The 26,075-nt window shown below is 70.9% G+C and carries 25 protein-coding genes and 1 tRNA gene; 15 read left to right on the top strand and 11 right to left on the bottom strand.

Translation table 11 applies throughout. The annotated features are described in order from the left end of the window. Window positions 1-20 precede the first annotated feature (20 nt). Window positions 21-407 carry a YciI family protein gene (locus tag GQR16_RS15860; RefSeq protein WP_157416122.1) on the bottom strand — a complete coding sequence of 129 codons (387 nt, stop codon included), beginning with the start codon at window positions 405-407 and terminating at the stop codon, window positions 21-23. Between the two features lie 408 nt (window positions 408-815). Here GQR16_RS15860 and GQR16_RS20190 point away from each other — a divergent pair, with 408 nt between their 5' ends. From GQR16_RS20190 to GQR16_RS15825, 7 genes are all read left to right on the top strand, one after another. After that, window positions 816-905 carry a potassium-transporting ATPase subunit F gene (locus tag GQR16_RS20190; protein WP_022891167.1) on the top strand — a complete coding sequence of 30 codons (90 nt, stop codon included), beginning with the start codon at window positions 816-818 and terminating at the stop codon, window positions 903-905. Further along, window positions 905-2,578 carry a potassium-transporting ATPase subunit KdpA gene (gene kdpA, locus GQR16_RS15850; RefSeq protein WP_157416121.1) on the top strand — a complete coding sequence of 558 codons (1,674 nt, stop codon included), beginning with the start codon at window positions 905-907 and terminating at the stop codon, window positions 2,576-2,578. The genes GQR16_RS20190 and kdpA overlap by 1 nt, the downstream gene beginning before the upstream one ends. A gap of 3 nt (window positions 2,579-2,581) precedes the next feature. Beyond that, a complete protein-coding gene (gene kdpB / locus GQR16_RS15845; protein ID WP_157416120.1) occupies window positions 2,582-4,774 on the top strand; it encodes a potassium-transporting ATPase subunit KdpB in 2,193 nt (730 codons plus the stop codon). 25 nt (window positions 4,775-4,799) lie between these two features. Further along, on the top strand, window positions 4,800-5,411 hold the full coding sequence (kdpC, locus tag GQR16_RS15840; protein WP_157416119.1) for a potassium-transporting ATPase subunit KdpC: 612 nt from the start codon (window positions 4,800-4,802) through the stop codon (window positions 5,409-5,411). A gap of 4 nt (window positions 5,412-5,415) precedes the next feature. Next, window positions 5,416-7,974 carry a sensor histidine kinase gene (locus GQR16_RS15835; protein WP_157416118.1) on the top strand — a complete coding sequence of 853 codons (2,559 nt, stop codon included), beginning with the start codon at window positions 5,416-5,418 and terminating at the stop codon, window positions 7,972-7,974. Next, window positions 7,971-8,654 (top strand): response regulator, encoded by a 684-nt coding sequence (locus GQR16_RS15830; RefSeq protein ID WP_157416117.1) that lies wholly within the window; start codon window positions 7,971-7,973, stop codon window positions 8,652-8,654. Before GQR16_RS15835 ends, GQR16_RS15830 begins: the two co-directional genes overlap by 4 nt. 110 nt (window positions 8,655-8,764) lie before the next feature. Further along, a complete protein-coding gene (locus GQR16_RS15825; RefSeq protein ID WP_157416116.1) occupies window positions 8,765-9,574 on the top strand; it encodes an LLM class flavin-dependent oxidoreductase in 810 nt (269 codons plus the stop codon). A 31-nt stretch (window positions 9,575-9,605) separates the two neighbouring features. Here GQR16_RS15825 and GQR16_RS15820 read toward each other — a convergent pair whose 3' ends face one another. Both GQR16_RS15820 and proC read right to left on the bottom strand, forming a co-directional pair. Beyond that, window positions 9,606-10,967: a beta-N-acetylhexosaminidase gene (locus GQR16_RS15820; protein ID WP_281351392.1), complete on the bottom strand. Its 1,362-nt coding sequence runs from the start codon at window positions 10,965-10,967 to the stop codon at window positions 9,606-9,608. Beyond that, a complete protein-coding gene (proC, locus tag GQR16_RS15815) occupies window positions 10,964-11,815 on the bottom strand; it encodes a pyrroline-5-carboxylate reductase (RefSeq protein ID WP_157416114.1) in 852 nt (283 codons plus the stop codon). Before proC ends, GQR16_RS15820 begins: the two co-directional genes overlap by 4 nt. Window positions 11,816-11,838: 23 nt before the next feature. On the opposite strand from proC, the gene GQR16_RS15810 reads away from it, so the two are divergent. Further along, the gene (locus GQR16_RS15810; protein WP_157416113.1) at window positions 11,839-12,801 is read left to right on the top strand and encodes a cation diffusion facilitator family transporter; all 963 of its coding nucleotides are present in this window, start codon (window positions 11,839-11,841) and stop codon (window positions 12,799-12,801) included. Continuing rightward, window positions 12,798-13,544 (top strand): glutamine amidotransferase-related protein, encoded by a 747-nt coding sequence (locus GQR16_RS15805; RefSeq protein WP_157416112.1) that lies wholly within the window; start codon window positions 12,798-12,800, stop codon window positions 13,542-13,544. Before GQR16_RS15810 ends, GQR16_RS15805 begins: the two co-directional genes overlap by 4 nt. 6 nt (window positions 13,545-13,550) lie before the next feature. Here the strand turns inward: GQR16_RS15805 and tadA are convergent, their stop codons facing one another. Beyond that, window positions 13,551-14,039: a tRNA adenosine(34) deaminase TadA gene (gene tadA / locus GQR16_RS15800; protein ID WP_246200878.1), complete on the bottom strand. Its 489-nt coding sequence runs from the start codon at window positions 14,037-14,039 to the stop codon at window positions 13,551-13,553. Window positions 14,040-14,082: 43 nt separating this feature from the next. Here tadA and upp point away from each other — a divergent pair, with 43 nt between their 5' ends. From upp to GQR16_RS15785, 3 genes are all read left to right on the top strand, one after another. After that, entirely contained in the window at window positions 14,083-14,715 is a 633-nt protein-coding gene (gene upp / locus GQR16_RS15795; RefSeq protein ID WP_157416111.1) for a uracil phosphoribosyltransferase, read from the top strand. Window positions 14,716-15,322: 607 nt separating this feature from the next. Further along, a complete protein-coding gene (locus tag GQR16_RS15790; RefSeq protein ID WP_157416110.1) occupies window positions 15,323-16,108 on the top strand; it encodes a winged helix-turn-helix domain-containing protein in 786 nt (261 codons plus the stop codon). A 518-nt stretch (window positions 16,109-16,626) separates the two neighbouring features. Further along, complete coding sequence (locus GQR16_RS15785; protein ID WP_246200877.1) at window positions 16,627-17,100, top strand: MarR family winged helix-turn-helix transcriptional regulator; 474 nt, start codon at window positions 16,627-16,629, stop codon at window positions 17,098-17,100. Between the two features lie 326 nt (window positions 17,101-17,426). Here the strand turns inward: GQR16_RS15785 and GQR16_RS15780 are convergent, their stop codons facing one another. After that, window positions 17,427-17,735 (bottom strand): GNAT family N-acetyltransferase, encoded by a 309-nt coding sequence (locus tag GQR16_RS15780; RefSeq protein ID WP_157416109.1) that lies wholly within the window; start codon window positions 17,733-17,735, stop codon window positions 17,427-17,429. After that, a complete protein-coding gene (locus GQR16_RS15775; RefSeq protein WP_157416108.1) occupies window positions 17,732-19,174 on the bottom strand; it encodes a hypothetical protein in 1,443 nt (480 codons plus the stop codon). Before GQR16_RS15775 ends, GQR16_RS15780 begins: the two co-directional genes overlap by 4 nt. A gap of 383 nt (window positions 19,175-19,557) precedes the next feature. Here GQR16_RS15775 and GQR16_RS15770 point away from each other — a divergent pair, with 383 nt between their 5' ends. From GQR16_RS15770 to GQR16_RS15760, 3 genes are all read left to right on the top strand, one after another. Continuing rightward, window positions 19,558-20,598: a sulfite exporter TauE/SafE family protein gene (locus tag GQR16_RS15770; RefSeq protein ID WP_157416107.1), complete on the top strand. Its 1,041-nt coding sequence runs from the start codon at window positions 19,558-19,560 to the stop codon at window positions 20,596-20,598. Window positions 20,599-20,759: 161 nt separating this feature from the next. Further along, a complete protein-coding gene (locus tag GQR16_RS15765; protein ID WP_157416106.1) occupies window positions 20,760-21,593 on the top strand; it encodes an SDR family NAD(P)-dependent oxidoreductase in 834 nt (277 codons plus the stop codon). A gap of 73 nt (window positions 21,594-21,666) precedes the next feature. Then, window positions 21,667-21,846 carry a hypothetical protein gene (locus GQR16_RS15760; RefSeq protein WP_157416105.1) on the top strand — a complete coding sequence of 60 codons (180 nt, stop codon included), beginning with the start codon at window positions 21,667-21,669 and terminating at the stop codon, window positions 21,844-21,846. Between the two features lie 82 nt (window positions 21,847-21,928). On the opposite strand, the gene GQR16_RS15755 is transcribed toward GQR16_RS15760, so the two are convergent. The 5 genes from GQR16_RS15755 to GQR16_RS15735 form a co-directional block, all read right to left on the bottom strand. Next, window positions 21,929-22,001 (bottom strand) — tRNA-Arg (locus tag GQR16_RS15755). A gap of 107 nt (window positions 22,002-22,108) precedes the next feature. Next, window positions 22,109-22,507, bottom strand: coding sequence for an MmcQ/YjbR family DNA-binding protein (locus tag GQR16_RS15750; protein WP_157416104.1), 399 nt, complete (start codon window positions 22,505-22,507; stop codon window positions 22,109-22,111). A gap of 69 nt (window positions 22,508-22,576) precedes the next feature. Next, window positions 22,577-23,563: a carbohydrate ABC transporter permease gene (locus GQR16_RS15745; protein ID WP_211373548.1), complete on the bottom strand. Its 987-nt coding sequence runs from the start codon at window positions 23,561-23,563 to the stop codon at window positions 22,577-22,579. Then, the gene (locus GQR16_RS15740) at window positions 23,560-24,543 is read right to left on the bottom strand and encodes a carbohydrate ABC transporter permease (RefSeq protein ID WP_211373547.1); all 984 of its coding nucleotides are present in this window, start codon (window positions 24,541-24,543) and stop codon (window positions 23,560-23,562) included. Before GQR16_RS15740 ends, GQR16_RS15745 begins: the two co-directional genes overlap by 4 nt. Before the next feature lie 145 nt (window positions 24,544-24,688). Beyond that, complete coding sequence (locus GQR16_RS15735; RefSeq protein WP_157416102.1) at window positions 24,689-26,050, bottom strand: ABC transporter substrate-binding protein; 1,362 nt, start codon at window positions 26,048-26,050, stop codon at window positions 24,689-24,691. Between the last annotated feature and the right edge of the window lie 25 nt (window positions 26,051-26,075).

Raw genomic sequence — 26,075 nt, 5'->3', positions numbered from 1 at the left:
GCCTGGTCACGCGTGATCGGTCATGAGATCGGGAACACCTTGCGCCACTCGATGTGGCCGGCGGTGGGCACGAGCGCGGCGATGCGCCGGGCGAGCGACTCGTCATCGGTCTCGACGACGTAGTACCCCGAGACGACCTCGGTGGTGTCGGGGTACGGTCCGTCGGAGTAGACCGCGTCGGCCTCGAGCCGGTCGCCGGTGCCCGGGGTGACGCGTCCGCCGTGCCGCGCGTTCTGCAATGCGGACGCGCCGACGATCCGCGCACCGAGGCGCTCGACGGCCTCCTGGAAGACCCGGTGCTCGGCGAAGTTCGCTCCGTGCGAGTCGTCCTCCGCGCCGCCGCCCTCGAGCACCGCGTCGGAGTCCCAATCGGGCTCGTGAATGAGGTAGAGGTACGTGTCCGTCATCGGTGTCACTCCTTGCGTCGGTGCCCGTTCCCGGGCCGTGGCGAAGCTCGTCACACCATGGTGACGAGATCGGCCCCGAGAAATCGACACCTTCCCGGAAATCGGTGTGGACCTCCCGTGGCGAGGTCGGCGCGTGGTCGGCGCATGGTCGGCGCTCGGTCGGTTCTTCCGACGCGTATGCGAGCCGTTCGGATGCCGCATCCGACCCGTTAGGGATCCGTGAGGATCGGCCGCGCCCGCCCGACCGAGGTGTTGCATCGCAGGTGCAGCGAACCGCTGCCCGCTCGCCGCCGCTGCGGCCCGCGGCATCCGTGAACTTGGAGTCTTCGTGCTCGACGTCGTCTACATTCTCGGCATCCTCGCCGTGTTCGTCCTCGTCGGCCTCATCGCCAGGGGGGTCGAGAAGCTGTGATCTTCTTCGAACTCCTCGCTGCCGCGTTGGGTGTCGCCGCTGTGGTGTACCTGGTGTACGCCCTCGTCAAACCCGAGCGGTTCTGATGGATGCGATGTTCGCCGTCTTCCAGGCGGCCACCCTCGCCCTGATCCTCGCGCTCATCTACCGCCCCCTCGGCGACTACATGGCGAACCTGTACACGAGCGACCGCGACTGGAAGGTCGAACGCGGCCTCTACCGGCTCATCGGCATCGACCCGCGCGCAGAGCAGTCGTGGCCCGCGTACCTGCGCGGGGTGCTCGCGTTCTCGGTCATCGGCGTGCTGTTCGTCTACGTGCTGCAGCGCACCCAGGCGGTGCTGCCGTACTCGCTCGGCCTGCCCGCGGTGCCCGAGGGCCTGTCGTTCAACACGGCGGCGTCGTTCGTGGCGAACACGAACTGGCAGTCGTACTCGCCCGAGCTGACCATGGGCTACACCGTGCAGCTCGCCGGCCTCGCCGTGCAGAACTTCGTGTCGGCCGCCGTCGGCATCGCCGTGGCGATCACGCTCGTGCGCGGCTTCGCACGCCGCGGGTCGGGCACGATCGGCAATTTCTGGGTCGACCTGTTCCGCGGCTCGTTCCGCCTGCTCCTGAGGCTCTCGGTGGTCGGCGCGATCGTGCTCATCGTCGGCGGCGTCGTGCAGAACTTCACCGGCTTCACCGAGATCACGACGCTCGCCGGCAACACGCAGTCGATCCCGGGCGGCCCGGTCGCCTCGCAGGAGGTGATCAAGCTGCTCGGCACGAACGGCGGCGGCTTCTTCAACGCCAACTCCGCGCATCCGTTCGAGAACCCGACCGCCTGGACGAGCCTCTTCCAGAACGTGCTCATGCTCGCGATCCCCTTCGCGCTGCCGCGCACCTTCGGCAGGATGGTCGGTTCGAACAAGCAGGGCTACGCGATCCTCGCCGTCATGGCGACGCTCTTCGTGGTCTCGCTGTTCGCACTGAGCGCCCTCGAGGCGGCCGGCAACGGCACGGCGCCCGAACTCGCGGGCGGCGCGATGGAGGGCAAGGAGGCGCGCTTCGGCAGCTTCGGCTCCGCGCTGTTCGGCACCACGTCGACCCTCACGTCGACGGGTGCGGTCAACGCGATGCACGACTCGTTCACGGCGCTCGGCGGCATGATGCCGATGCTGAACATGATGCTCGGCGAGGTCGCCCCGGGCGGCGTCGGGTCGGGCCTCTACGGCATGCTCGTGCTCGCGGTCATCGCCGTGTTCATCGCGGGGCTCCTGGTCGGCCGCACGCCCGAGTACCTCGGCAAGAAGATCGGGCCGCGCGAGATCAAGCTCGCGAGCCTCTACATCCTCGTCACGCCGACGCTCGTGCTCGCGGGCACCGCGCTCTCGTTCGCGATCCCCGGCATCCGCGAGGACGTCGAGTCGACCTCGATCTGGAACCCCGGCATCCACGGCATGAGCGAGGTGCTCTACGCCTTCACGAGCGCGTCGAACAACAACGGCTCGGCGTTCGCCGGACTCACGGCGAACACGCCGTGGTTCAACACGGCGCTCGGCGTGGCGATGCTGCTCGGCCGGTTCATCCCGATCGTGCTCGTGCTGGCCCTCGCCGGCTCGCTCGCCGCGCAGGACAAGGTTCCCGCGACCGCCGGCACCCTGCCCACCCACCGGCCGCAGTTCGTCGGCCTCCTCATCGGGGTGACGGTCATCGTGACCGCGCTCACCTACTTCCCCGTGCTCACGCTGGGCCCCCTGGCTGAAGGGCTGAACTGATCCATGTCCACCATCGCCTCCACTCCCAAGCCGTCGCCTGAACCGGTCCCCGAGTCCGCCGACGGCCACGGCCGACCCGCGGGCTCACCGTCGAAGCGCTCGGCGAGCGCGTTCGGACCGACCCAGATCGTGCAGGCCATGCCCGGCGCGTTCCGAAAGCTCGATCCCCGGCTCATGTGGCGCAATCCCGTCATGTTCATCGTCGAGATCGGTGCCGTGTTCACCACGGCGCTCGCCATCGCCGAGCCGTTCCTCGGCGGGCCGGGTTCTTCGGGCGGCACCGCGGTGCCCGTCACGTTCACGTGGGGCATCGCCGTGTGGCTCTGGCTCACCGTGCTCTTCGCGAACCTCGCCGAGTCGATCGCCGAGGGCCGCGGCAAGGCGCAGGCCGACACCCTGCGCCAGACCCGCACCTCGACGGCCGCCTTCGTCGTCACGGCCTACGACGAGGTGTCGGATGCCGCGGCCGAGCGCACGCCGCTGCGAGAGGTCTCCTCGGCCGACCTCCAGCTCGGCGACCTCGTCGTCGTCACGGCGGGCCAGCTCATTCCGGGCGACGGCGACATCGTGCACGGCATCGCCTCGGTCGACGAGTCGGCCATCACGGGCGAGTCGGCCCCGGTCGTCCGCGAGTCGGGCGGCGACCGGTCGGCGGTCACCGGCGGCACCCGCGTGCTCTCGGACCGCATCGTGGTGCGCATCACGTCGAAGCCCGGCGAGACCTTCGTCGATCGCATGATCGCGCTCGTCGAGGGCGCGTCGCGCCAGAAGACGCCGAACGAGATCGCGCTGAACATCCTGCTCGCGAGCCTCTCGATCGTCTTCGTGGTCGTCGCGCTCACGCTGAACCCGATCGCCTCGTACGCCGCGACGCCGGCGAGCATCCCCGTGCTCATCGCCCTCCTGGTCTGCCTGATCCCGACGACGATCGGCGCGCTACTCTCGGCCATCGGCATCGCCGGCATGGACCGCCTCGTGCAGCGCAACGTGCTCGCGATGTCGGGCCGCGCGGTCGAAGCGGCGGGCGACGTCACGACGCTGCTCCTCGACAAGACCGGCACGATCACCTACGGCAACCGGCGCGCGAGCGCGTTCGTGCCGATGCCCGGCGTGCCCGCGTTCGAGCTCGTGCGGGCGGCGGCACTCTCGTCGCTCGCCGACCCGACGCCCGAGGGCGCGTCGATCGTCGACCTCGCGGCCGAGCACGGCATCCGGATCGACGCCGCCCCTCCGGGCGACGTCGTGCCGTTCACCGCGCAGACCCGCAGGTCGGGCCTCGACCTCGCCGACGGCACGGTCGTGCGCAAGGGCGCCGGGTCTGCGGTCATCGCGTGGGTCGAGACATCCGCCCCCCTGACTCAGGCGACCCGCGACGAGCTCGAACAGCGCATCGAGACGATCTCGAACAGCGGCGGGACCCCCCTCGTGGTCGCCAGGCGCTCGGCCGACGGCACCGCGACCGTGCTCGGCGTCGTGCACCTGAAGGACGTCGTGAAGGACGGCCTCACCGAGCGGTTCGCCGAACTGCGCGCGATGGGCATCCGCACGGTCATGATCACGGGCGACAACCCGCTCACGGCGAAGGCCATCGCGGCCGAGGCGGGCGTCGACGACTACCTCGCCGAGGCGACGCCCGAAGACAAGATGGCACTCATCAAGCGCGAGCAGGCCGGCGGCAACCTCGTCGCGATGACCGGCGACGGCACGAACGACGCCCCGGCGCTCGCACAGGCCGACGTCGGCGTCGCGATGAACACGGGCACGTCGGCCGCGAAGGAGGCCGGCAACATGGTCGACCTCGACTCCGACCCGACGAAGCTCATCGAGATCGTGCGCATCGGCAAGCAGCTGCTCATCACGCGCGGCGCGCTCACGACGTTCTCGATCGCGAACGACGTCGCGAAGTACTTCGCGATCATCCCCTCGATGTTCGCGGGCATCTTCCCCGGGCTCGCGGTGCTGAACGTCATGCAGCTGCACTCGCCCGCCTCGGCGATCCTGTCGGCGATCGTCTTCAACGCGATCATCATCGTGATCCTGATCCCGCTGGCGCTGCGTGGCGTGAAGTACCAGGCCGGCGGCGCCTCGGCGATCCTCAGCCGCAACCTGCTGGTCTACGGCCTCGGCGGCATCATCGCCCCCTTCATCGGCATCAAGCTGATCGACCTCGTCGTCAGCCTCATCCCCGGGTTCTAGGCCCGGACTCGAAAGGAATCACACCATGAGCTCCACTCGCACCACGGTGCGCACCCACTGGGTCGCCCTCCGCGCGATGCTCATCTTCACCGCGGTGCTCGGCGTCGCCTACGCACTCGTCATCACCGGCGTCGGCCAGCTCGTGCTGCCGGCCCAGGCGAACGGCTCGATGCTCCGCGACGGCTCCGGCACCGTCGTCGGCTCGTCGCTGATCGGGCAGTCGTCCACGGATGCCGAGGGCGCGCCACTGCCCGAATGGTTCCAGCCCAGGCCGAGCGCCGCAGGCGACGGCTACGACGGCGGCGCGTCCAGCGGCAGCAACTACGGACCCGAGAACGCCGACCTCGTCGCCGCCATCGAGGAGCGTCGCGCCCAGGTCGCCGAGTTCGACGGCGTCTCGCCTGACGAGGTGCCGGTCGACGCGCTGACCGCCTCGGCGTCGGGGCTCGACCCGCACATCAGCCCCGAGTACGCACGGCTGCAGGTCGCCCGCGTCGCCGCCGCGCGAGGCCTGCCCGAAGCCGAGGTCGCCGACCTCGTGGAGTCTAGGATTCAGGCACGGGATCTCGGATACCTGGGCGATCCGACCGTGAACGTGCTCGAGCTGAACCTCGCCCTCGCAGCACTCGGGGAGTAGGCGCATGAAGAAGGGGCGGCTTCGGGTCCTGCTCGGCGCCGCCCCCGGCGTCGGCAAGACGTACACGATGCTCGAGGAGGGCAAGCGCCTCGCCGCCGAGGGCAACGACGTCGTCGTGGCGTTCGTCGAGACGCACGGGCGGGCCGCGACGGCGGCCATGGTCGACGGGCTCGAGGTCGTGCCGCGCAACGCGGTGGCGCACCGCGGAATGGACCTCGCCGAGATGGACCTCGACGCCGTGCTCGCACGCAGGCCCGCCATCGCCCTCGTCGACGAGCTCGCGCACACGAACGCGCCAGGGTCTCGCCATGCGAAGCGCTGGCAGGACGTCGACGAGCTGCTCGACGCCGGCATCGACGTGATCTCGACGGTCAACGCCCAGCACATCGAGTCGCTCGGCGACGTCGTGCTGCAGATCACGGGCGTGCCGCAGCGCGAGACGATTCCCGACCGGGTGCTGCGCGACGCCGACCAGATCGAGGTCGTCGACCTCGCCCCGCAGGCGCTGCGCGACCGGCTCTCCGGCGGCCTGGTCTACCCGGCCGAGCGCATCGATGCCGCACTGTCGAACTACTTCCGCCTCGGCAACCTCACCGCCCTGCGTGAACTCGCCCTGCTCTGGCTCGCCGACGAGGTCGACTCCGCGCTGAAGGCCTACCGCGCCGAGCACGGCATCGACCGCACGTGGGAGGCGCGCGAGCGCGTCGTCGTCGCCCTCACCGGCGGTCCGGAGGGCGAGACCCTGCTGCGACGCGGCGCGCGCATCGCGTCGAGGTCGTCGGGCGGCGAGCTCATCGCCGTGCACGTCACGAACCCAGACGGCATGCGCCCGCGGCATCCGGGAGCCCTCGATGCGCAGCGCACGCTCGCCGAGCAGCTCGGCGGCAGCTTCCACCAGGTCGTCGGCGAAGACGTGCCGCGAGCGCTCGTCGAGTTCGCGAAGGCGTCGGATGCCACGCAGCTCGTGATCGGCGTCAGCCGGCGTTCTCGCCTGGCCGCCGCACTGTCGGGGCCGGGCATCGGGGCCACCGTCATCCGCGAGTCTGGCGACATCGACGTGCACATCGTCACGCACGCCTCGGCCGGATCGCGGTTCTCGCTGCCGAAGCTCGGAGGGTCGCTCGGTCGACGCCGGCTCATCGCGGGCGGCGCGATCGCACTCGTCGCCGGCCCCCTGCTCAGCTGGCTGCTCGTGAGCCAGCACACCGAGGCGTCCATCACGAGCGACGTGCTCGCCTACCAGCTGCTCGTCATCGTCGTGGCGCTCGTGGGCGGCATCTGGCCGGCGCTCTTCGCGGCCGTGCTCTCGGGCCTCACCCTGAACTTCCTCTTCGTCGCGCCCGTGCACACGCTCACGATCGCCGACCCCAGGCAGTTCCTCGCGCTCGTGTTCTACGTCGCGAACGCGCTGCTCGTGAGCTACGTCGTCGACCAGGCCGCCAGGCGCACGAGCGAGGCCCGGCGCGCGGCGGCCGAGTCGCAGCTGCTCGCGGGCATGGCCGGCAGCGTGCTGCGCGGCGAGGACGCCCTGCAGGCCATGGTCACGCGCACGCGCGAGGCGTTCGGGCTCAGCGGCGTGCGCCTCGTCATCGACGGCACGGTGCGCGTCGCCGACGGCGAGCCGACGCCCGACGACCGGGTGACGAGCGTCGCCCTCGCGGGCGGCGCCGTGCTCGAGCTGCACGGCCGCGACCTCGAGGCCTCCGAGCGTCGCCTGCTGCAGGTCATCGCGACCCAGATCGAGCAGGCCATCGAGCACGGCGCCCTGACCTCGGCCGCGTCGACAGCCGGTGTGCTCGCCGAGACCGACCGCGTGCGGTCCGCGCTGCTCGCCGCGGTCGGCCACGACCTGCGGCGCCCGCTCACGTCGGCATCGGCCGCCGTGAGCGCCCTGCGCACGCCAGACCTCAGGCTCGAGACATCGGAACGCGCCGAACTGCTCGACACCGCGGCCGAGAGCCTCGACTCGCTGGCCGCACTCGTGACCGACCTGCTCGACGTGAGCCGGGTGCAGGCCGGCGCCCTCGGCGTCTCGCTCGCGCCGACCCACCTGGCCGACGTGGTGTTCGCCGCGCTCGACGAGCTCGCGCTCGGCCCGGCCGACGTCGAGCTCGACCTCGCCGACGACACGCTGCCCGTGCAGGCCGACGCCGTGCTGCTCCAGCGCGTCGTCGTGAACCTGCTCGCCAACGCCGTGCGGCACAGCCCCGCGGGCGAGCGCGTGCGCGTGGCCACGAGCACGTTCCGCGAGCAGTCCGAGCTGCGCGTTGTCGACCGCGGACCCGGCGTGCCCGTCGAGCGTCGCGACGAGATCTTCACCCCGTTCCAGCGCCTCGGCGACACCGACAACGAGACCGGACTCGGCCTCGGCCTCGCGCTCTCGAAGGGCTTCGCCGAGGGCATGCGCGGCAGCCTCGAGGTCGAGGACACCCCAGGCGGCGGGCTGACCATGGTCGTGACGCTGCCCGTGGCCGAACCCGACGGGCCCGTCGCGAACGCGCCCGCATCGCCCGCCGGCCCGCCCGCGGCATCCGCCCCTCCGACCGAGAAGGAGACCCCGTGAGGATCCTCCTCGCCGACGACGACGACCAGCTGCAGCGCGCCCTGCGCATCACGCTCGCCGCGCGCGGCTACGACGTCATCGCGGCGCGCGACGGGGCCGAGGCGATCGATCTCGCGGCGAACGGGCACCCCGACCTGATCCTGCTCGACCTCGGCATGCCGCGGGTCGACGGGTTCGACGTGATCCGCGCGGTGCGAGCGTGGTCGAAGGTGCCGATCCTCGTGCTCTCGGGCCGCACCGACTCCGCCGAGAAGGTCGAGGCGCTCGACGCGGGCGCCGACGACTACGTCACCAAGCCGTTCGCGATGGACGAGCTGCTCGCCCGCATCCGCGCCCGGGCGCGCTCGGTCTCCGACGAGGGGGCGGATGCCGCGACGGTGCGCATCGGCGACCTCACCGTCGATCTCGTGGCCAAGACGATCCGCAGCGACGCCGGTGACGCGGCATCCGTTCGCCTGACGCCGACCGAATGGCGCCTGCTCGAGCTGTTCCTGAAGAACCCCGGTCGCCTGCTCACCCGCCAGATGCTGCTCGGCGAGGTGTGGGGGCCGTTCCACGCGAACGACGCCGGGTACCTGCGCCTCTACGTGGCGCAGCTGCGCCGCAAGCTCGAGCCCGTGCCCGCCGAGCCCCGGCACTTCCTCAACGAGCCGGGCATGGGCTACCGCTTCGAGCCGTAAGAGCCGTCCCACCCGGGTTCGGCGGCGCCCGTCGCGTACACCCGTCGGAGTACCCGAGATGCCGCCCCCGAGCGGATGCGCCGCGGCGCCGCCCCGCGCAGGATCGAACCATGACGAGACACCCCTTCAGGTTCGGCGCGGTCGTCGGTCGGTGCGCGACGGCGGCCTCATGGGCGACGACCGCCCACGAGCTCGAGCAGCGCGGCTTCTCGACCCTGCTCGTGCCCGACACGCTGCAGACCGACTCGCCGCTGCTCGCGCTCACCGCGGCGGCGACGGCGACCGAGCGGCTGCACCTCGGCACCTGGGTGCTGGCTGCCCCGCTCCACTCGCCCGCCGAGACGGTGCGCGACGCCAGGACCCTGCACGAGCTCTCGGACGGCCGCTTCGAACTCGGACTGGGCGCCGGCCGCCCGGGAGGCGAACACGATGCTGCACGGCTCGGTGTCGAGTGGGGTGCTCCGGCCAGACGCGTCGACGCGGTCGAGGCGATCGTCGACGCGGCGCGCTCCGAGCTGCCGGAGTTGCCCGTCGTCATCGCCGGCAGCGGCGACCGGATGCTGCGGCTCGCCGGTGCCCGCGCTGCGACGCTGGCCCTCGCCGTGCCGCCGACCGCCACGGTCGACGAGGTCGCCGAACTCGCCTCGCGGGCACGCGGCCGAGCGGGCGCTGACCTCGAGATCGCGTTGCAGATCGCGGGAGTGGGCGACGACTTGCCCGAGTGGCTGCGCTCCCGGCTCGGACTGACCTCGTCCGGCATGCGCGAGGCGGGAGCCGCGAGCCTGCTCTCGGGCGATGACGACCTCGACGCGGCCCACCTCGAGCAACTGCGTGACGCCGCAGGAGTCTCCTACCTCACGATGTCGTCCGAGCACGCCGTGCGGCTCGGCCCGCTCGTCGAGCGGCTCACGGGTCGCTGACGGATCGCGCCTAGGTGATGACTCAGTACAGCTAGGCGCCCGCGACCTCCGCGAGCGACGCCGTCAGGCGCTCGAGCTCGGCGATGCGCGCCGCCCGCTCGCGCGGCACCCCCGGGACGCCCGGTCGCTGCTGCTCGGGCCGTGGGCCGTCGAGCGGCCGGGAGTCGACGCCCTGCTCCTCGAGCCACGCGAGGTAGTCGGGCAGGCGCGAGCTGAACGACGCCCAGTCGAGCGCGCGCCCGTGCCAGGCCACCTCGGCGAACGCCCCGAGCCGTGGGAACACGGCGTAGTCGAGGCGGTCGCGGGTGTCGAGGTGCTCGGTCCAAACGTTGGCCTGCACGCCGATCACGCGCTCCCGCAGCGCAGCCGACGCGGACGACGCGGACGCGCCGTCGCCGAGCGGATCGAACGAGGCCGCGTCTTCGAGCGAGAGCACGGTGCCGACCGGGATCGGCTCGTCTGCGGCATCCGACTGCCGGTAGTCGAAGTAGGTCCAGAGGTCGGGGCAGAGCACGACGTCGTGGCCGAGGCGCGCGCCGAGTTCGGCGCCGACGGGCCCGCGCCACGAGGCGACGACGGCGTCGGGCGCCGGGTCGCGGCCCTCGAGCATCTCGTCCCAGCCGACGGCGCGACGGCCGCGCGAACGCAGGCGGTCGGCGACCTGCGCGAGGAACCACGACTGCAGCTCCTCGACCGAGGCCAGACCACGTTCGGCCATGAGCTCCTGCGTTCGGGCGTCGTCCTGCCAGCGCGTCTTCTGCGCCTCGTCGCCGCCGAAGCCCACGACGTCGGCGTCGAACACGTCGCACAGCTCGTCGAACACGGTGGCGACGAACGCGATCGTCGCGTCCTCGACGTTCAGCACCTCGTCGTTGATGCCGTACCGCGTCCACGGCTCGAGGTTGCGCGCGCGCACGTCGTCGAGGGCGCCGACGCCGAACTCGGGATACGCCGCGAGGATCGCCTTGGCATGACCCGGCACGTCGATCTCGGGCACCACGCGGATGCCGCGGGCGGCCGCATACGCGACCAGCTCGCGCAGCTCGTGCTGCGAGTACCACCCCTCGTGCGGCACGCCGTCGAGCGTCGAGTCGGGGCCGTGCCCGAGCTGGGACTCCGAGCGGCGACCGCCGATCCCGGTCAGCCGCGGATACGCCAGCACCTCGAACCGCCAGCCCTGGTCGTCGGTCAGGTGCAGCTGGAGCACCGTGATGCGGTGCGCGGCGAGCAGGTCGACGAAGCGCCGCAGCTCGGGCATCGGGCGGAACCGGCGCGCGACGTCGAGCATGACGCCGCGCCACGCGAACCGCGGCTCACCGCTGAAGTCGAGCGGGGCGAAAGCCGGCCGAGGAGGCGCATCAGTGCCGCTCGACCGACGGCCGGCCCCGCTCACGCCCCCGCCGCCAACTCACGGGCCCGCGCGAGCGCGGCATCCGTCGCCTCGGTGAAGATCTGCTCGAGCCCGGCGCCCTCGAGCACGGCGACGGCCCGCTCGGTGGTGCCCTTGGGGCTCGTGACGCGGCGGCGCAGCTCGGTCGGGTCGACGTCGGAGGCCGCGAGCAGCTCGCTCGCCCCGCGGAACGTGCCCTGCACCATGAGCGCCGCTTGCTCGGGCGTGAAGCCCTTGGCGACGGCGGCGGCCGTGAGCTGCTCGATCAGGTAGAAGACGTAGGCGGGCCCCGAGCCCGAGATCGTCGAGAGCGCGTCGATCTGCTCTTCGGGAACCACGATCACGTCGCCGACGGTCTCGAAGAGGGTCACGGCGAGCGCGAGATCGGCCTCGCTCGAACGGGTGCCGGCCGCAACCCCGGTGACCGCCCGGCCGACGAGGGCGGGCGTGTTCGGCATCGAGCGGATCACGGCGACCGACGACGGCAGCAGCGACTCGAACGTGGCGACGGTGACGCCCGCCGCGACCGAGACGACGACCGCGTCGGGCTCGAGCGCATCGGCGATCTCGCGCAGCAGGTCGGGCACCATCGCGGGCTTCACGGCGACGACCACGATCTTCGCGCCGGCGACGGCCGTGCGGTTCGCCGCGGCATCCGTCTCGGTGGCGAAGGCCGTGACGCCGTCGAGCTCCGACAGCGTGTCCGCGTTGGCCGCCGACCGATTCGTGGCGCGGATGCCGCCGTCGATCTCGATGCCCGGCGCGAGCAGCCCCGTGAGCACGGCTCGGGCCATGGACCCGGCTCCGAGGAAGGCGATCGTGGGCAGCGTCACGGGCGATCGATCAGGCATGCGTCCCATCCTAGGATTGGCGCATGAGCGCATCAGGCGGCAGCAAGGCGATCGTCGCGGCATTCCTCGCGAACCTCGGCATCGCCATCACCAAATTCATCGCATGGTTCTTCTCGGGCTCCGCGTCGATGCTCGCCGAGGCCATCCACTCGGTCGCCGACTCGGGCAACCAGCTGCTGCTCATGCTCGGCGGCCGCAAGGCGAAGAAGTCGGCCGACAAGGAGCACCCGTTCGGCTACGGCCGCGAACGCTACGTGTACGCCTTCGTCGTGTCGATCATCCTGTTCTCGGTCGGCGGCGTGTTCTCGATCTACGAGGGCATCGAGAAGCTGACGCACCCGCACGAGCTCACCAACGCGTGGCTTCCCCTCCTCGTGCTGGCGGTCGCCATCGTGCTCGAGTCGTTCTCGCTCCGCACGGCGATCAAGGAGTCGAACCCGCTGCGCGGCGCGCAGAGCTGGGTGCAGTTCGTGCGGCGCGCGAAGGCCCCCGAGCTGCCCGTCGTGCTGCTCGAAGACGTCGCCGCCCTCACCGGCCTGGTGTTCGCCCTGCTCGGCGTCGGCCTCACGGTCATCACCGGCGACCCGACGTACGACGCCGTCGGCACCCTCGCGATCGGCACGCTGCTCGTGCTCGTCGCGGTCATCCTCGGCGTCGAGACGAAGAGCCTGCTCGTCGGCGAGGGCGCGACCGACGACGACGTCTCGAAGATCGAGGCCGCCATCAACGCCGGCCCCGAGATCGAGCGCATCATCCACATGAAGACCCTGTACCTCGGCCCCGACGAGCTGCTCGTCGCCGCGAAGCTCGGGTTCGCCTCCGACCAGCCGCTGCTCGAGGTCGCCGCCGCGACCAACGTCATCGAGCAGCGCATCCGCACGGCCGTCCCGTCGGCCCGCATCATCTACATCGAGCCCGACGTCTACGTCGACCCGAACCTCGTCGCGCCGCCCACCGACGCGATCGTCATCAAGGGCCTCGAATGACGGATGCCGCGGCATCCGCACGTCGCACGGCCCTCGTGCTGCGGCACGACTTCGCGATCGGCCTCGGCAACCTCGGTCCGACGCTCGCGGCGCACGGCTACGACGTGGCCACGATCGACGCCCCGGTGACGGATGTCGCCGCGCTCGACCCGTTGGCCGCCGACCTCGTCGTCGTGCTCGGCGGCGAGGAAGGCGCGTACGAGACCGACCGCTACCCCTACCTGGCCGACGAGCTGCGCCTGCTCCAGGCGCGCATCGAGGCCGAGGCGCCGATCTTCGGCGTCTGCCTCGGAGCGCAACTGCTCGCCGCCGCACTCGGCGCGCGGGTGTACCCCGGCGAGCGCAAGGAGGTCGGCTGGCTCGAGGTCGCGCCGACCGAGGCCGGCGCCGACTCTCCCGTGCGGCACTTCGCCGGGGTGCCGACCGTGCAGTGGCACGGCGACACGTTCGACCTGCCCGAGGGCGTCGAGCGGCTCGCCGAGTCGCCCCAGTACGAGAACCAGGCGTTCCGGCGCGACGAGTGGCTGCTCGCGGTGCAGTTCCACCCCGAGGTGACGACCGAGATCCACGAGGAGTGGCTCGACGCCTGGGGCGACGAGCTGCCCGCCTACGGACTCAGCACCGAGCGCCTGCGCGAGGAGCGCGCGTCGTACGGCGCGCCCGCCGAAGCCGCGTCGGCCGCCCTGCTCGGCGAGTACCTCGCCGGACTCGAAGCCCGCGACCGGGGCCACTCCGCCGCGTAGCGCTCGCTACTCGACCGGCGAAGACGACGACGGGCGGTGCTCGGCGTCGCCGAAGAAGGCCAGCAGCTGCGACGCCGCGACATCCGCCTCGACACCGGCGTAGACCTCGACGCGATGGTTGAGCCGCCGGTCGCGCAGCACGTCGTAGAGCGAGCCGGCGGCGCCCGCCTTGTCGTCCCAGGCGCCGAAGACCACGGTCGGCACGCGTGCGGCGAGGATCGCACCGGCGCACATCACGCACGGCTCGAGCGTGACGACGAGCGTGCAGCCCTCGAGCCGCCACTCCCCGTGCTCGGCGGCGGCGTCGCGCAGCGCGAGCACCTCGGCGTGCGCCGTCGGATCACCGGTGAGCTCGCGCTCGTTGTGGCGCGCGGCGATCACCCGGCCCTCGCCGTCGACGACGATCGCACCGACCGGCACGTCGCCCGTGGCGGGCGCGAGCGCGGCCTCGGCGAGTGCGGCCTGCATCCATTCGCGATGGATCTGCTGCTCCATCGGCCCTCCCTCTGCGACGACGCCGCAAACTAGACTCGAGCCTATGCGAGTCCACGTTGCAGACCACCCGCTCATCACCCACAAGCTGACGGTCCTCCGCGACGTGAACACGCCGTCACCGGTGTTCCGCGCACTCGTCGAAGAACTCATGACCCTGCTCGCCTACGAGGGCACGCGCGGGGTGCGGGTCGAGCCGGTCGAGATCCAGACTCCCGTGTCGCCCACGACCGGCGTGCGCATCGCCGAGCCGCGTCCGCTCATCGTGCCGATCCTCCGCGCCGGGCTCGGCATGCTCGAGGGCATGACGAAGCTCGTGCCGACGGCCGAGGTCGGGTTCCTGGGCATGGCCCGCAACGAAGAGACGCTCGAGCCGACCACCTACGCCGAGCGCCTGCCCGACGACCTCACCGGCCGTCAGTGCTTCGTGCTCGATCCCATGCTCGCCACGGGCGGTTCACTCGCGGCCGCCATCGAGTTCCTGCTGAAGCGCGGGGCGACGGATGTCACGGCGATCTGCATCCTCGCGGCGCCCGAGGGTCTCGCCTTCATCGAGAAGGAGCTCGAGGGCCACGACGTGACCGTCGTGCTCGGTGCGGTCGACGAGCGGCTCAACGAGCACGGTTACATCGTTCCCGGCCTCGGCGACGCCGGCGACCGCCTCTACGGCACCGTCTGAGCCGCGCTCGCCCGGTCGGTCGTGGAGTCTGCTCGAACCGATCGGGCGACCCGTCTCGCCGGAGCCCTCGCAGCATGCGGGCGAACCGGGCGCCGAGAACCTCTATGCTGCGCACCGCCCACCCCGATCGCCGAAGGATCTTCGGCTGTTTCGGCTCATGCCGCGAATCAGACGTAGAAGATTTTTTTCAGAATGCGATTTTCGCAGCTTCTTCCATGCTGACGTTCGGCTTGGCTGATCCTCCCGGATGCCGCGGCGCAGCCTGCACCGTCTGCGCCGTCATGAGACGTCACGCGACCGTCACGGATTGACACATCCCGACCCGTCGGATTGACTATCGCTCATGACTGACACCGCACGCACCCTGATCGCCCACGAGGCCCTCAGGACGACCGACATGATGATGTCGGCGCGTGCTTCCATGTGTTGTCGAATGTGCCGCTGACCGCGACCTGACCGCCGAGTCGCCGTAGCCGATCGTTTCTCCGCTCGGCAGCGACTCCCCGAACCCCGTTCACCCGGGTTCGAACACCGGCCCCTTCTCGGCCATCGCTCCACCCCGTCGTACGGGGTGTTCGCTGCACCTTCTTCTCGCAAGGAACCCATCATGTCTCTCGCTCTCGCTCCCGTCCGCACCACCACCGCCGCTCGCACCGAGGCCCCGCTCACCGCGGCTCCCCGCATCAGCGGCTCGGCCATCCGCAGCGCGGCTCCGCTGCAGGCTCCGACCGGTGCCGCTCCGACCGCTCCCCTCGCCGACCGCGCTCCCCGTGTCCGCGCCGTGCCCGAGGGCACCGAGGCCCGCGGCTTCGTGCTCTACGTCGGCATCGACGAGTCCAAGGCCGACGTCGACGGCACCACGCTGCACCGCATCGTCGAGGCGCTTCGCGCACTCACCGGCGAGATCGCCCCGTCGGCCGAGACCTACGCCGCCGTCGCGCTGGCCCCGGCAGGGGCCGGCGGCCGTGACGTCGACGTCGTTCGCCTCGCGCTGCAGGACCCCGCCGCGCTCGCAAAGCAGCGCGACGCCGGCGACGCCCGCGCCGACGCCGACCGCCACCCCAACGGCGTGATCATCGACATCTCACGCAAGCGCGTGCTCCTCGACGGCGAGCCGGCCGGCCTCACCTACAAGGAGTTCGAGCTGCTCCAGTTCCTCGTGCTCCGCGAGGGCCGCACGATCGACCGCCACGAGCTCATCGACAACCTCTGGGCCGGTGAAGAAGAGGTGCCGAGCGAGCGCACCATCGACGTGCACGTGCGTCGCCTGCGCTCCAAGCTCGCGCACTACCAGGACATCGTGCGCACCGTGCGCGGCGTCGGCTACCGCTTCGACCGTCACGCCGACGTGTCGATCCGCCAGGCCTCGACGCCCTCGCCCGACCTGTACTGAGCGCGCGGCTCCCGAGCACCGCGCTCCCGAGCATACCGCCAGACCGAGCACCGCCCGACGGCCCGCCGCGCACCTCGCGCTGCGGGCCGTCGTGCGTTCGCTGTGCGCGGTCGTGCGTTCGATGCCCTACGGTCGGGCCGACGGCGAGCCCCGGAGAGGTCGTGAAATCCGCCGCAGATCGGCGCATCCGAGTCCCTCATGGCGAACTCTTCGGAAGGTCTCCGAAAAATCACAGATTGATAACTAGCGCCCGTTACCTATCCGTTATATATTCGGTTGTGCACCGACTGTTTGCTGTGGCGGTCGGTGTGGAATGTGATTGCAGGACACTCTTGGTGCAAGGGTGAGGGTCGGACGTCAGCCTCTACGTCCGGCCCTCATCCGTTTCCGGGTCCGGGCGAAACCCGAGGGCCGACCGCCCATTCGGCGCGGGGTTGCCTATTCTGGGTGAGGAGTCCTGCGTCGCGATCGGCGCGGCATCCGGACTCCAATGCCGACCATCGAGCCGAAGGAGTCGCGTGGCCGACCGAGTGATCGCCGTCTCCGCTTGGGAATCCCTGTTCCGAGCACAGGTCACCGTGATGCGCGCCCTGGCCGACACGTTCCCGACCGCGCTCATCTCGCTGAACGAATACGACGTGCTGTTCAACATCTCGCGGTCGCCGGGTCGCCGGCTGCGTCTGAAGGACCTGAACCGCTCCGTGCTCATCAGCCAGCCGAGCGTGAGCCGCATGGTCGACCGACTGGCGGCGCGAGACCTCGTCACCAAGTCGCCAGACCCCGACGACGGTCGCGGCACGATCGTCGCGATGACCGACCACGGCTTCTCGCTGTACCGTCAGGTCGCACTCGAGCACATGCTCGCCATCGAGCGCAACGTCGGGGCCGGGCTCGACGACGACGAACTCGTGGCGCTCACCGATCTCTGCCGCCGCATGCGCCTGGCGATCGCCGACCCACTGGTGGGCGAAGGCCCCGAGTCCCGCGACTGACGCGCACCCCGACGCGCGCCCGCAAGCCGTCTCCGCGCGCGCATGCGGTCGGCTGGGCGCCAGCCATGCACCGACCAGGCAGACGACATGACAGTGGGACGGGAACCCTACCTCCCGCCCCACCGCGGCCTCTCTGGAGGCCTCCCCCTGCCGAGCGACCCGAACTGAGCTCGGCGAGGCATTCCAGAGGGAATATCAGTCATGTCATGGTCCCCGGACCCGCACATGGCGGACCGGTCGGTATCGGGCCGACTCTGGTCTGCTCGAATGCTATCCCCGTCAGGCGCCGCGCACAGTGCCCCGAAAGAGGGGTAAATGAGTGATGTTCAGGGCCAGTCGACGGATGCCTCGTACCCGGGGTGTTCGCGCAGGTACGCCGCGATGAACGGGCACCGCGGCACGATGCGGAGTCCGCGCGCGACCGTGTCGTCGAGGGCGAACTTCGCAAGTCGGCTGCCGATGCCCCGCCCGCCGAACGCCGGATCCACGACGGTGTGCGTGAAGGTCACCGCCGACGGCGAGGCCACGAACACCGCGACGCCCGCCTGCACGCCGTCGACGGTCACGACGTAGCGGCGCGCGGCATCCTCTCGCTCGATCTCGACGACCTCGTCGACAGCCTCTGCATCGCTCACCGCGGGACCCCTCTCGCCTTCGGGACGTGTTCCAGCTCCGTGCCGTCGGGCACGCGCTCCTCGGCCAGTATCGCCGGGAACTCGACGTGCAGCACCTTCACCTTGCGGGAGACGCTGCGCTGTGCGACCTGCAGGGCCGCGAGCGCCGCGCCCGCGGCATCCGACGCCGTGGCCTTGATCGTGCCCGGCTCGCGCGACATGACCGTGAGCGCGATGAGCCAGATGAAGATGAGCGAGAAGGCGACGATCTCGAACACGGTGAGGCTGAACACGTGCAGGCCGTCGTAGAACACCATCGCGCAGGCCTCGACGACGACGAATCCGATGGAGAGCGCGACGAGGCGGCGGGGTGCGGCCGGCACCAGCAGCCGCAGGCTCAACGCCGGCACCGCGAAGCACACCGCCGCACCGAGGGCGAACCCGTTGTGCACGGCCGTCGCGGTGTCGATCGGCACGAGTCCGACGCCCGCGAGACAGAGGCCGAGCAGCACGATGAACACCCGCAGCACGCGGATGCCGACCACGGAGGCGCCGAAGCGCGGCGCGGCGAGCCCGCTCGTCAGCGCGCGCGCCAGCAGCACCATGGCGAGCCCGGAGAGCACGGCACCCGCGTTGAACGAGAAGGCCGCGGCATCGTCGGTCGTGCCGAGCGTGCTGAAGTTCAGCGCCCACCACGACCCGGTGCCGGTCAGGCTCATGCTCGCGATCGCACCGGCCGCGAGCGTGAGCGCCGCGAGGTTGAAGGTGCGGTACGCGTGGTCGTGCACGGCGATGCGGTGCAGGCAGAACACGGCGAGCGCGAGCCCGCCGCCGAGCACGACCGCGACCACCCACTGCCCGCCTGGCACGGGATTGAACGCCGCGGCCGAGAAGTGCACGCCGAGCGCAGCTGCCGCGAACCACGAGCCCGCCGCGAGCACCGCCCGGTTCTCGGGCGTCGAGTGGATGCCGACCCGGTGGAGCAGCTCAACGCCCGAGCGCGAGGCCGACGCGATCGTCAGCGCCACGAAGACGCCGACGGCGGCGCACGCGCCGATGAGGATCGCGCCGGCGTGACGGTCGTGCCAGGCGGCGTCGATCGGAGCGCCGAGCCGCGGCGCGAACACCTGGAACACGGCGACGCCCAGGAACAGCGAGATGAGGATCGCGAGCACGCGGCGCATCACGGTGGCCGTGGCGTTGTCGCGGAGCCCGTCGAGCCGGCGGCGGGCCTCGCGGCGCTTGGCCGCGGCATCGCGTCGCGAAGCGGCATCCCTCCTGGTGACAGGCCGCCGCTGGTCGGGCCGCCCATCGGAGGGCCGACCACTGGAAGTCCGGCCACCGGAAGGCCGCCTGTCGGAAGGCCGGCGCCCACCCGCGGGCTCGCCGGAGTCGGCGAGTCTGGCGTTGCCCCCCGCTGCACCGACCGTCGAACGCTCGTCGATGTCGGTGGTCGTCATCACCGACGCCACCCGAAGACCCCCTGAGAACCGTGCGGCCATGTCCCGAGCCTTCGCGGTCGGCGTTCCATCACAAGTTCCACCGAGCGTAACCGGACAGACCGGCAGGGGAAAGATCATACGGCATCGCGGCAGGCGCTGCACAGCGAATCCTCAGGATCCGGAGAGTGCTCTCCGCACCGGTCGGCGGGCCTCCGCTGCACGACTCCATGCGCTCGGGCGACCGATCCGGGCCGGCTTCGAGCGCATTCCCGTGTTACGACGTGCGGCGTCATGCGGGGACTTGGTTCGACATGACGGTTGTCGGCTCTCCCGCGACGCCCATAGATTCCCGGGTGATCCAGTCCCGTCCAGGGACCCCAACCTCTCGGAAAGAAGGCGTGATGCAGACCCTCGTCCTCCTGGCGCTCGTCGGGTTCGCCGCCCAGCTCGTCGACGGCGCGCTCGGCATGGCGTACGGCGTCACGTCGACCACCCTGCTGCTCGCGATCGGTGCGAACCCCGCAGCGGCGAGCGCGTCGGTGCACCTCGCCGAGATCGGCACGACCCTCGCCTCCGGCGCCTCGCACTGGCGCTTCGGCAACGTCGACTGGAAGGTCGTGCTCCGCATCGGCATCCCGGGCGCGATCGGCGCCTTCCTCGGCGCGACCGTGCTGTCGTCGCTGTCGACGGATGCCGCGAAGCCCCTCATGGCCGGCATCCTCCTCGCCCTCGGCGCCTACCTCCTCGTGCGCTTCACGTTCCGCGCCCTGCCGAAGGTCGACTCCGCCAAGCCGCTCCGCCTGCGCTTCCTCGCGCCGGTCGGCCTCATCGGCGGATTCCTCGACGCCACCGGCGGCGGCGGCTGGGGCCCCGTGGGCACGCCCGCCCTGCTCGCCTCGGGCCGCATCGAGCCCCGCAAGGTCATCGGCTCGATCGACACGAGCGAGTTCCTCGTCTCGGTCGCCGCGAGCATCGGCTTCTTCATCGGCCTCGGCGCCGAGGGCTTCGACCTCGGGTGGGTGCTCGCGCTCCTCGCCGGCGGCGTGCTCGCCGCCCCGCTCGCCGCGTGGCTCGTGCGCAAGCTGCCCCCGCGCCTGCTCGGCTCGCTCGTCGGCGGCCTCATCGTGTTCACGAACGCCCGCACGATCCTCATCGTCGCCGAGGCGTCGGCGCTCGTCACGAGCTCGGTGCTCATCGCCATCGCCGTGATCTGGGCCGCAGCCGTGGCGTTCGCGATCCGCACGCTGCGTGCCGACCGTCGCCTCGAGGCGGAGCTCGCCGCAGCCACCGCCGAGTCCGAGGGCGCCGACTCCGCGTCCGGCTCGGCCGAAGGCGATGCGGTGACGGATGCCGCGACGACCGGGTCCTCCACCGAAGCCGCCGGCGGCGACGAGCGCCTGGTCGCCGAGAGCGCGGCCCCGTCGGGCGGCGAGACGCGCTGACCCCGACGGAGGCGCGAACGCCGCGACGCGGCATCCGCTCGCTCGCATCAACGTGAGGCCCCCGATCTGCGGATCGGGGGCCTCACCCGTTCCCGGGCCGTTCGACGGGGCCGACCGCGCCGTGGCGTCGAGTATTCTCGGGCGACCCCGAAAGGCCGGAGATGACCGAACGCACGATCGTGATCACGGGTGCCTCCGACGGCATCGGCGCCGCGCTCGCCCGGCGGCTGGCCGAACGCGGTGATCGGCTGCTGCTCGTCGGGCGGTCGGCGGAGAAGCTCGCGCTGGTGGCCGAACCGCTCGGCGCCGAGGCGTTCGTCGCGGACTTCGAACGGCTCGACGACGTCCGCGAACTCGCACGGGCCATCCGGGAACGCACCGACCGCATCGACGTGCTGGCGAACAACGCGGGCGGCGTCTTCGGCAGCCGGGCCGTGACGGTCGACGGCCACGAGCGCACGATGCAGGTCGACCACGATGCCGGGTTCCTGCTCACGAACCTGCTCGTCGACGTGCTCGGCCGGAGCGGCGCGACCGTGGTCACGACCTCGAGCGCCGCGGCCCGCAAGTACGGCCGGCTCGATCTCGACGACCTCGACCAGACCGGCGTGTACGACCCGCTGAAGGCGTACGGCGACGCGAAGCTCGCGAACATCCTCTTCACGAGAGGCCTGCACGACCGCCATCGTCGCGACGGCATCGCCTCGGTCGCCGTGCACCCCGGCGACGTCGCCTCCAACTTCGGCCGGCAGACCGGCACGCGCGCGATGCGGCTCTTCTACGGCAGCCCGCTCGCCCGGGTGCTGAAGCGGCCCGACGGCGGCGCGGCCGAGCTGCTCTGGGCGATCGACGGCGAACCGGATGCCGCGTGGGCCTCAGGAGGGTACTACGAGGCCCGCAGGCCGCCGCGGCGGCCGCACCCGCAACAGCACGACGCGGCTCTCGTCGACGCGTTCTGGGCGGAGAGCGCGCGGCGCGTCGGCCTCCCGGGTTGAGAACGGCCGCCCGGCGCACGGCGGCACCTGTCAAGCCCGTGCCGTCGGGACGCGGTCGGCGTACGGTCGCAGCATGAGCGACACCGAACGCCCCACCCCGCCCGACGAATCGGAGGGTTCGACCCACGTCTCCGAGGAACGCCGTCGGTACACCGAGCAGCTCGGCGACGGGTCGACGACCGGCGACGCGGCCGACGATCCGAACCAGGAGACCGACACCGCCTCGGGCGGCGACCCCGACGACGGCTCGTAGGACTCAGCCGGGAAAGCGAAAAGGCCCCGTCCGAAGACGGGGCCTTTTCGTACTGTCTCAACCAGTACTGTGGCAATGCACGTGCGCCCGGAGGGATTCGAACCCCCAACCTTCTGATCCGTAGTCAGATGCTCTATCCGTTGAGCTACGGGCGCAGATCTTCAATTGTGTCGTATTCTGCGCTGTGTTCAGCAGCAGGCAACCCCGTTACTCTATCCCACACTTCGTGCTCGCGCCAATCGAGCGCCGGCCGCACCGCCTTTCACAGCGAGCGCTCAGCGGCGCCCGGTGAATCGAGCGCCGCGAGCTGGCGTTTCAGCGCGACCTGGCGGTACGAGGTCTCGATGAGCTCCGCCAGCAGCTGCCAATCGGTACCGGTCGCGTCGAGGTCGGTGCCGACCCAGTGGTTGCGGTCGAAGTAGGGCACGCCGTAGAAGCGGTCGTCTTGCACGAGGGCGCGATGCTCCTCGGGGTCGGTCTTCACGACGATCGAGAGGGGGCGATCCATGCTCGCGCCGACGTACGTGAAGATCGGCTTGGCGGCGCGGAACGTCGGGCGGCCCCACGCCTCGACCTCGACGGCCTCGGGCAGCACGAGGCACAGGCTCCGGACGCGTTCGACGAGGGGATGCCGCGGGTCGACGACCTGAGGATGCTCCACGCCGGGCAGCCTACGCCCGCCCTGCGACATCCGGCAGTCGTGGCCGCGTGGCCCGCCCGCGGCATCCGCTCACCCCTTCACCGCACCGCCGAGGCCGGCGCCGCGCAGGAACAGCCGCTGGAAGACGAGGAACAGCACGACGGGGATCAGCGTCGAGATCGCGAGCGCCGCGAGGAACACGTCGAGCTCGGTCTGCGACTGCACGGCCGGCAGGCGCACCGACAGCGGCTGTACGGCGGGGTCGGGCAGGACGAGCAGCGGCCAGAGGAAGTCCTTCCACGCGGCGATCACGGCGAAGACCGAGACGACGCCGATGATGGGCTTCGACATGGGCAGCACGATCGACCAGAAGACGCGCAACGGCCCGGCCCCGTCGGTGCGGGCCGCCTCGAACACCTCGCGCGGCAGCGAGTCGAAGAACCGCTTCATGAGCAGGATGTTGAACGCGTTCGCGGCGGCGGGCAGCCAGACCGCCCAATAGGTGTTCAGCATCGAGACGCCGATGACGGGCGGGTGCAGGATCGTGAGGTAGAGCGGCACGAGCAGCACGACGGCCGGGATGAACAGCGTCGCGAGCACGAGCGCGTTCAGGATCGGCGCGTACTTCGGCCGCAGCACGCTGAGCGCATAGCCGGCGGTGGTCGCGATGAACACCTGGAAGAACCACGAGCCGGCCGCGACGACGAGGGTGTTGAAGAAGTAGCGGTCGATGTGGATGTCGTTCCACGCGGCCGACAGGTTCTCCCAGTCCATGCCGTTCGGCCACAGGGCGAACGGCTGGCTCAGGGTGTCCTGCGTCGGCGTGATCGCCGCCTTCGCGAGCCAGAGCAGCGGGCCGAGGCCGGCGATCACGAGTCCCACGAAGAGGATCACGTGCACGGTCGACATCGAGACGCGGACGCCACCGCGCTTGCGGTCGTGATCGCTCAGGATGCCGCGGTCGACACCGTCGTCGCCGGCGTCCTTCTCGCGTCGACGCACGAGGCCCGAGAGCTGTGCGCGCAGCCGGCCCGACACGGGCGTCGTGGCGGGGGCGGTCGTTCCCGGGGTGGTCAATTCGTGCTCCAACGGTCGGTCAGCTTGAAGTAGAGCCAGCTCAGCAGGCCGAGGAAGATCGCGAGCATGAGGCTGAGGGCGGTGGCCTCGCCGTACGCGCCGCCGAGGCTGTTCTGGAAGGCGTAGCGATAGATGAGCAGGAGCACGGTGAGGGTGGCGTTGTTCGGCCCGCCCCCGGTGAAGAGGTACGGCTCGAGGAAGACCTGCGCGGTGCCGATGACCTGCAGGATCAGCATGATGAAGAGGATGCCGCGCAGCTGCGGCAGCGTGACGTGCCAGATCTTGCGCCAGATGCCCGCACCGTCGACCTCGGCGGCGTCGTAGAGCTCCGGCGGAACGGCGATGAGCGCGGCGAGGTAGATGATGATCGATCCGCCTGCGGCGGCCCAGGTCGCCTCGATGACGAGCGAGGGCATCGCGGTCGCCGAGGACTGGAGCCACGGCTGCGGCGGGATGCCGAAGAAGCCGAGGATCGTGTTGAACACGCCGTCGGGGCTCGCGTTGTAGAAGACCTTCCACAGCAGCACGGCCACGACGGGCGGCACGACGACCGGCAGGTAGGCGAGGGCGCTGTAGAGGCCCTTGCCGCGCTTCACCTCGCTCATGAGCACGGCCATGATGATCGGCAGCGGGAAGCCGAAGAGCAGCGCGAGGCCGGCGAAGTACATGGTGTTGAGCACCGCGGTGCTCAGGTTCGGGTCGCTCAGCACACGCGCGAAGTTGTCGAGTCCGACCCAGACGGGCGGGCTGACGAGGTTGGTCTTCTGGAAGCTCATGACCACGGACTGCACGATCGGACCCCAGCTGAAGACGCCGAAGACGATGAGCATCGGGGCGAGGAACGCGAGGTTCCACGCGCCGCCGCCGCGGATCCAGGTCAGCGGGCTGCGACGGGCGCGCTTCGGGCGAGCGGATGCCGCGGGCGGCCCTGGCTCGTCGGCGGGCGGGGTGGCCGCCGCAGGTTTCGCGGTGAGGGTCATCGGTGATCCTTCTGGTGGGCGGTCGTGACGTGGATCTCGGGACGCTGCGCTCCTCGACCGGCGAGGGGAACGCCGGTCGAGGAGCGCGGGGTGCGGCTCGAGGCCGCGGGGCGTCGGGGGCCGCCCCGCGGCATCCGCTCGTCCGTTACTGGTCGAGCAGGGCCTGCGCGTCGACGTCGACCTGCGTGAGCAGCGCGTCGATGTCGGCGTTCTGGTCGGTCAGGACGGCCTGCACGAGGTTGTCCATCAGGGCGTAGATCGGCTGGGTCTGGCCCTTGAACTCACCGACGGGCGTCTGCTCGAAGATGCCGTCGAAGAAGCCGGTCATCTGGTCCTGCGGCACGTTGACGTAGGGCGCGATCCATTCCTGCTGCTGGTCCCAGGTGTCCTTGTCGAGCACCGGCAGCACGGGGGTTCCGACGGCCTGGTCGGAGGCGGCGAGCGCCTTCGCGTCGGTGACGGCGGCGTCCTCGTTCAGGAGCTTCTGCATGTAGTACCAGTCGATCCACTTGACCGCGGCGGCCTTGGTGTCGGCGTCGAGCGTGGGAGGCATGACGGCGATGTCGCCGCCGCCGAGCACTCCGCCGCCGTCCTCGGTCGGGATGACCGTGAGGCCGTAGTTGTCGGGCGCCATGCCGAAGTCGCGCACGAGGGCGGTGTAGACGTCGGAGCCCGACGTGTACATGCCGATGTTGCCGGCCGCGAACTCCTGGTTGATGGTGCCCCAGTCGAGGTCGAAGGTCGAGCCCATCGCGTCGTCCTCCCAGCGGAGGTCGTGCAGGAACTCGAGGGTCGACTTCGTGGCGTCGTTGTCGATCGTCGACGTGTAGGTGCCGTCGCCGTTGTCGGTCTGGAGCGACGCGCCACGCGAATCGGCCTGGACCGAGAGCTGCCAGCCGCCCGTGTTGCCGGCGGCCATGGTGGCGTAACCGGCCTTGCCGGTCTTCTCCGCGATGATCTTGGCGTCCGCTCGCACCTCGTCCCACGTGGTCGGCGGGGAGTCGGGGTCGAGGCCGGCCTGCTCGAACAGGGCGCGGTTGTAGTGCAGGCCGTTGGCGTACGCCTGGCGCGGGAAGCCGTAGAGCTCGCCGTCGCTGCCCGTGACCTCGTTCAGGATGATCGGGTTGAACTTGTCGGAGTAGCCGAGGTCGTCGATCTCCTTCGTGACGTCCATGAGCTGGCCGTTCTCGAGGAGCGTCTTCGAGTCGGTGAACGGCACCGTGAAGACGTCGGGCAGGCTGCCGCCCGCGAGCTGTGCGGCGAACGTCGGGGCGGTCCACTCGTATTCGAGGCCGACGACGTCGATGTCGGGGTTGGCCTTCTCGAACTGCTTCTCCTGCTCGGCGAAGGCGTCGTAGGCCGCCTGGTCGGCGCCGGGCGGGAAGGTGGCGACTCGGAGCTCGAGCTTGCCGTCCTCGCTTCCGCTGCTCTGCGAGCAGGCGGCGAGCGAGCCCACCATCGCGAGCGCGGCGATGCCGGCGATCACGACTGTTCTCGGTGACTTCATTGTCCAGTCCTTTCGGTGCTGTGTG

The organism is Agromyces allii (assembly GCF_009749385.1).
In the GTDB taxonomy this organism is placed as follows: Bacteria; Actinomycetota; Actinomycetes; order Actinomycetales; family Microbacteriaceae; genus Agromyces; species Agromyces allii.
This window is presented reverse-complemented; position numbering and strand designations above follow the sequence as displayed.